A 5,896-nucleotide genomic window follows, 5' to 3' on the forward strand; every position below is an offset into this window, starting at 1 on the left:
GCGCCAAGAGTCCCCGAATCTGGCGGTGACCGCGGAGAACCCGACGCCGCTGCATGAGGGCGCCGCGGAGCGTGCGAGGAATCTCGACAGTCACGAGGGCGTCCGTGCAGACGTGCACGGCGCAGCCATGTTGTTCCGCCACCACAGCGAGATAGGCGCCGTCGTTGATCACCTCAGGGGGGATTGAGTCCACGAACCCCTTGCGCATCGCAAGAAACTCGTCGCAGCAGTGATTCGGGAGGCCTAGACGCCCGAGCGTCTCGAGCGCGCGGTTGTGGAGGCCCCACTGCACCTCCGCGAACCGACGGACCAGCGGCGACCCGTCAGTTTCAGGTACCGGCAGGCCGCAGGCGATTTGAAATCCGGGGTCGCGCGCAAAGGGATCCAAGAGCCGCTTTAAGGAGCCCGTGCGTAGGCGTGCGTCCGCGTTGAGGAGGACGAGGACCTCGCCGCGAGCTTGGGCCAGGAACACGTTGATTGCCGAAGCCTTGCCCTCGCGAATCGGCTGGCGCACGAGGACCACCCGGGAATCCGCCTTCGCCCAGGAGGCAACAACGGCCTCTGTGCCATCCGTGCAGCCGCTGGCGACAACGAGAATCTCGGAGAGGACAAATCCTTCCGGGATCTCCTGTTCAAGGAGGGACTTGAGTGCCCGGCCGACTTGACGTTGCTCGTTAAACGCGCAGATCCCGACCGATACAGGCACGCGATCCATGCCAAGGGGCCCGCCTACGTTGTTCATGGTCGACGCCTCAGCTCGACCAGGAAGTGGTCGCCGAACCGGTTGAAGGGGAAGTGGCTCGCGAACGCTCCATCGAGCCCGCGGAGGACCGGGAGCAACTGACCTCGCGCTGCGAGGCCTCGCGCGAAGTCGTACGGCGGCACGAAGACCGGGAGCCCTGTGATCCTCTCGACGTCGAAGAAGGGGCGGAACCGCTCAAGGAACTCCGCGGTCCCGCGGGCGTACACGGGAACGCCGTACCGGGACCGGCCCACGGGGACGGGTGTCTCAAGCCTCGCCACCGCGCGATGGGGCCGGAGCGTCACCAGGGCCAGGAACGCTTCCGAGACGCAGAATCGGTTCCAGATGCCCAGGACCAGGCGCCCGCCGGGGCGCAGGAGCCGGTGCAGCGCCTGCGGCAGATCCGCGAGGTCTTCCTCGCAATTCAGCGCCCCGAAGTCGGAGAACCCGCCGTCAAAGGAGGCATCAGGGTATGCGTCGAGTAGCGAGGGCACCTCCCGGGCTCCCAGCTTCCGGACCTCCACGAGGGACCCAAGGCCCTCGGCCGCGACCTTGCGGCGGAGCCGTTCCAGCATCTCGGAAGACACGTCCGTGGCGAGCACGTGGACGCCGCGGCGGGCGAGGGGGAGCGTCTCCCAACCCGTGCCGCAGCCGATCTCCAAGACATGCTGCCCGGGAGTGAATACGCGCTCGAGGATCGCGTTGGACACGTCGCGCAGGTCGCGGTCAAGCGGGTTCGTCTCCACGGTCCGGTCGTACTCGGGTGCAAGGCGGTCGAAATACGCCTCCACGGTGAGCGGGTAGCTGGGCTCGATCGCGGAGGTCGACCGCAGACGGAAGCCTCGGACCCGCCCCGGGAACCATCGACGGACCTCCGCGGTGCCGAGGGTAGCTGCGAATCTGCCGAGAATCGTCTCGAGTTCCTGGGGATCTTCGATGCCGTCCGCGTCGCCCTGCGTCGTCGTTCCATCGACGCGCCAGATCGCCTTTCCGCCCGTGACCAAGGCGTGTGCCCAGCGCGGCACGCCCTCTGCCGCCGCGAGAATCTCGGGATCCCCCGAGGACCGAACGAACCGGAGAGGCACCTCGGCCGACCAGGTTCCCCCCGGCTCGAGCACTCGCAGGTGGAGCAGTCCCGCCTCCCCTTCCGTGACCTGAGGATGGGCGGCGAGTCGCACGGCTACCACCGGAGAGATTTGGGAAAGATTACTACAAAGATAGTTATACTTTTCCCGCAATCTGAGGCTGACCTAAAGGTGCTTGAACCCATGTCGTCGGGCGAGGTGCATGCGCTCACGGTGGTCGTTCCGACGTACAACGAAGGGGCTAATCTCCTTGTCCTGTTTCGCGAGTTCGCGAAGCTCCGAGGTACCTGGCAGGTCCCCTTCGAACTCCTCGTCGTGGACGACGACTCCCCGGACGGAACGGCGGCCCTGGCCCACTCCCTGGGGGAGCGCCTGGGCATCCCGACCCGGGTCGTGATCCGGCGGCCTCCGCGGAGCCTCGGCGGCGCGATCATCGATGGGCTTCGGGAGTCGGGCACGGACCTCGTGGCCGTCATGGACGCGGACCTCTCCCATCCCCCGTTCCTGCTCCCCCTGATGCTCGAGCAGCTCAACGGCTTCGACGGCGTGGTCGCCTCGCGGTACATGTCCGGCGGCCGGATCATCCACTGGCCCCTGTATCGGCGGGTGATCAGCCTCGGGGCCACGGCGATGGCGCACCGGATCGTACGCACGCCCTGCTCGGATCCCCTCTCCGGGTTCTTCGTCTTCCGCCCGGCCGCCCTCCAGGGGGTGCGGATCAGCGGCACTGGGCACAAGCCCCTGTTCGAGGTCCTCGCCCATCGAGCACTCACGATCTGCGAGGTGCCCTACGTGTTCCGCAACCGGGAGAACGGGACCAGCAAGCTCGGCGGGCGAGGCATCCTGGACTACCTCCGGCTGACGATGCGTCTGTGGCACGACCGCGAGCCGCTCGGGGACCCTGCGGGAGCCGCCCGGAAACACGTCCGCGCGACCCACCGTGATCCCTGAAGGCGTTGCGCGCCGCACACGCCCCTACGCGATCTCCGTCTTGGCGACCTCGAGGTCCGGCGTCACCGTGTGCAGGATGCCCCGCGGCATGGGGTCCGCCTTCATGGCCAGGATAGGCTCCGAGGTCGTGATGACCATCTCGCCGAAGTGGTCCTGGTATAGGGTGTAGTACGCCCCGTTCGTCTGGAAGTCGCGGTACGCGTGGAGCGCGGTCCCATCGCTCATCATGAAGTTCAGGCCCGTGAAGCCGTCGTACTCGTCGATCGCGCGCTGCCGCGCGATCGTCGTCGCCCGAGCCACCGCGGCGTGGTCTCGGCCGTCCAGGGCCTCGAGGACCAGGTGGAACAGAATCTGGGAGTCGATCACGTCCTTCTCGTTCGACTCCTTGTTCAGGGAGCCGTTGTGCTGGAACGCCCACGTCACGCCGTCCCGCTCCTCCACGAAGGGGTGGGACCACCGCTGCCCGACCGTCTTGGGGTCCGACGCGCGGCGCAGGTGGCCCAGGACGATCAGGTTCTGGCCCTCCGCGCGCTCGATGTTCAGCTTCGCGATCTTCCACGCAGTGCCGTAGTACTTGGACGCGTCCGCGGCGCAGCCCACGTCCTTCATCTGGATCGTGAGCGCGCCGTTCTGGAAGCAAAGGAGCCCCCAGCCGTCCTTGTGCCCCCGCTCGTCGGGCGCCCCGATCGGGCACATCCCCTTCGTGGACAGGTCCGCGAACTCCTCGAACAGGTCGTAGTACACGGGCCCGCGGCTCACGACGCCCATCATCCGGCACATGGGACCGACCCAGAGGAGCGCGGCTATTTACGTCCTCGCCCAGGGTCACGAGGACCCGATCACGAACGGAAGGCTCGCGAGTCTCGCGGCCATCGTCCATCCGTCCCGGTCGACCACGAGGCTCCCTCCGGACTTCACCGCTGCGGTGCGCAGGAGGGCGAGCGCGATGACCCAACCCCTGGTCGGGGACCAAGCCCCACTCGTCACATGGCCTGCGTCCACGTTGTCCGCGCGGACCGGATCACCGTGGTTCGGCGGCACGTCGCCTTCGATCCTCAGGCCCACGATGTGGCGGGTCACTTGGCCGATGGACACACCACGAGCCACGACCTCCTGCCCCCGGTAGCAGCCCTTCGTGAAGCTGAGCACGCCCTCCGGTGCGACCTCGAGGGCGAGCGTCTCAGGCGTCATGTCCACCCCGAACCGAGGACGGCCCGCCTCGATTCGCAGGACCTCTAAGGCATCCCGCCCCACCGGGAGAGCGCCGCTGCGGATGAACGCGTCCCAGACCAGGGCGAGGCTGTCTCCCTGCGCCCAGATCGCGTATCCGATCTCGCCCAGGGTGTTCACCCGCGCGACGTAGCCGTGGTGGTGGCGGTCGAGCGGGAACGTGCCGTGCTCGTCCACGGACAGCGTGTGCACGTCCACGCCGAGGACCGCTTCCGCGATTCGCGCGGCGAGGGGACCGTGCACCTCGATGTGGCCGGTGAAGCCCAGGTCCTCCAGGGTCACGTCGTCGCTGACGATTTGCTTGCGGAAGTAGTCCAGCAGGGCTTCGGACTGCGCCGCGTCAATGTCCAGGAGGAATGTGTCGTCCACAGCCCGGATCCGGAGATCCCCGAGGACTCGGCTCGCCTCGTCGAGGACGAGCGCGTACGCGGACATCCCGGGCGGGAGGACCTTGAGGTCCGCAGTCACGAGTCCGTCCAGGAAGGTCAGGCGATCCGAGCCGCGGACGCGGACCTTCGTGCGGTCGCTCATGTCGAGGATGCCTGCCGCCCGCCGAACCGCGTCCACCTCGCGGTCGAGCGCCCCGTAGCCCGCGGGAACCTCCCAGCCGGCCTCCCTGCGGAACAGGGCGCCGCTGACCTCGTGGTAGCCGCGGAGACGGAGATCGGACATCCTTTCGCGGGAGGGATACGACGGCTCCATTTGACCTTTGCGCGCACGCGCCCCGCATCGAGGCCGTCGCGGCGTGCGACACAATCTTCATATCCCGCGGCCCGCTCATTTCGCTCCCATGGCGCCCGACCTGCGGGAAGGCCAGATGTCCGTGTTCGCGAAGCGGATCATGCGCAAGCCGCGGACGCTCCACTGCCCCTACTGCGACGGCAAAGTCCTCTTCACCCGCAACGAGGAGCACCTCGACGAGAAGAACTGCCCGCACTGCGGCATGCTCGTCCACCGGCGCGAGTGGCCCGAGAAGATGTACGACCCCACGCCCATCCTGCGATCGAAGCCCGGGGAGTCCGCGAAGAAGGGCGAGCCGCCCAAGTGAGCGTCACTCGGTCCCGAACACGGCGCCGCAGGAGAGGCAGTCGTGCCAGTTCTCCCCGACGGGCGCGCCGCATTCCCCGCACTCGCCGCCCACGGCGGTCTGGGGCGCCTTGATCACGACGAGCTTGGTCGTCGCGAGCTTCTCCCACTTCGGATCCCGCACCAGGAGGAACGCGAATTCCGGCGACCAAGTCTCCAGCTCCAGGAAGGCGAGCTTCCTCGGCGCGATCAGCTCGTTGACGCCGTGCATGAAGTCCCGGGCGTCCTTGAACCGCGCCACCTTTTCTACGTCCCCGAGCCGCAGGCGCGCCTTGCGCAGGCCGAGCTGCTGGTCCAGCCACGTCAGGTCGCTCATCTGGACCGCGAGCTTGAAGGAGCTCAACCGCAGGTTCACGTCCGCGAGGAGCTTCTCGGGCTCGAACTCCGCGGGCGCGTGGAAGCCGAGCCAGTCGGTCAGTACCTTGGTCCCCGCGCGGTACGGCTTCTCGCGGAACAGGCTTAGGAACTCCCCCGTGCCGTCCGGGTACGCGGCGATCCGCTTCAGGAAGACGGGCTTCGTGCCCGCGATCGTAAGCCCGAGGCCCACGAGGCCGGTGTGGAGCTCGCCGGCCGCGGCGTCGAGATCGGCGGCAGGGGCCTCCCGAGGCTTCTCGGCCTTCGCCGCGGCCTCCGGCTTGGCAGCCGGCTCCGGAGGCTTGGCCTCGGGTCCTTCTTTGGCCGCCTCCGGTTTCTTCTCCGGGGCCGCCTTGGGCTTGGGCGCGGCCTTTTCGGCAGCCTTCCCCTTCTCGGGGGTTCCCTTCGCATCCTCGGGCTTCTCCCGCTTCCAGAATTTGAAGGGCAT

General features: G+C 67.8%; 7 protein-coding genes. 2 read left to right on the forward strand and 5 right to left on the reverse strand.

What is annotated here, in order from left to right; translation table 11 throughout:
- A partial coding sequence (locus VEY12_09390; protein HYM40334.1) for a glycosyltransferase occupies positions 1 to 742 on the reverse strand: 742 nt, incomplete at its 3' end.
- Positions 739 to 1,929 (reverse strand): class I SAM-dependent methyltransferase, encoded by a 1,191-nt coding sequence (locus tag VEY12_09395; protein HYM40335.1) that lies wholly within the window; start codon positions 1,927 to 1,929, stop codon positions 739 to 741. The genes VEY12_09395 and VEY12_09390, both read right to left, overlap by 4 nt.
- Before the next feature lie 81 nt (positions 1,930 to 2,010).
- Between VEY12_09395 and VEY12_09400 the strand changes: the two genes are divergently transcribed.
- Complete coding sequence (locus VEY12_09400; protein HYM40336.1) at positions 2,011 to 2,778, forward strand: polyprenol monophosphomannose synthase; 768 nt, start codon at positions 2,011 to 2,013, stop codon at positions 2,776 to 2,778.
- A gap of 24 nt (positions 2,779 to 2,802) precedes the next feature.
- Here the strand turns inward: VEY12_09400 and VEY12_09405 are convergent, their stop codons facing one another.
- Both VEY12_09405 and VEY12_09410 read right to left on the reverse strand, forming a co-directional pair.
- Complete coding sequence (locus VEY12_09405; GenBank protein ID HYM40337.1) at positions 2,803 to 3,558, reverse strand: class II glutamine amidotransferase; 756 nt, start codon at positions 3,556 to 3,558, stop codon at positions 2,803 to 2,805.
- 45 nt (positions 3,559 to 3,603) lie between these two features.
- Positions 3,604 to 4,680, reverse strand: a complete 1,077-nt coding sequence (locus tag VEY12_09410; GenBank protein HYM40338.1) for an aminomethyltransferase family protein — start codon at positions 4,678 to 4,680, stop codon at positions 3,604 to 3,606.
- Positions 4,681 to 4,798: 118 nt separating this feature from the next.
- Between VEY12_09410 and VEY12_09415 the strand changes: the two genes are divergently transcribed.
- Entirely contained in the window at positions 4,799 to 5,056 is a 258-nt protein-coding gene (locus tag VEY12_09415) for a hypothetical protein (GenBank protein HYM40339.1), read from the forward strand.
- A 3-nt stretch (positions 5,057 to 5,059) separates the two neighbouring features.
- Here VEY12_09415 and VEY12_09420 read toward each other — a convergent pair.
- Positions 5,060 to 5,896, reverse strand: an 837-nt coding sequence (locus tag VEY12_09420) for a hypothetical protein (GenBank protein ID HYM40340.1), incomplete at its 5' end; no start/stop codon positions are given.

Source organism: Thermoplasmata archaeon, from assembly GCA_035632695.1.
Taxonomy (GTDB): Archaea; Thermoplasmatota; Thermoplasmata; order RBG-16-68-12; family RBG-16-68-12; genus RBG-16-68-12.

Bases quoted from the DNA above. Each gene is read 5' to 3' on its own strand.
- VEY12_09400 (HYM40336.1), top strand. From the start codon at position 2,011: ATGTCGTCGGGCGAGGTGCATGCGCTCACGGTGGTCGTTCCGACGTAC.
- VEY12_09410 (HYM40338.1), bottom strand. From the start codon at position 4,680: ATGTCCGATCTCCGTCTCCGCGGCTACCACGAGGTCAGCGGCGCCCTG.
- VEY12_09415 (HYM40339.1), top strand. From the start codon at position 4,799: ATGGCGCCCGACCTGCGGGAAGGCCAGATGTCCGTGTTCGCGAAGCGG.
- VEY12_09405 (HYM40337.1), bottom strand. From the start codon at position 3,558: ATGTGCCGGATGATGGGCGTCGTGAGCCGCGGGCCCGTGTACTACGAC.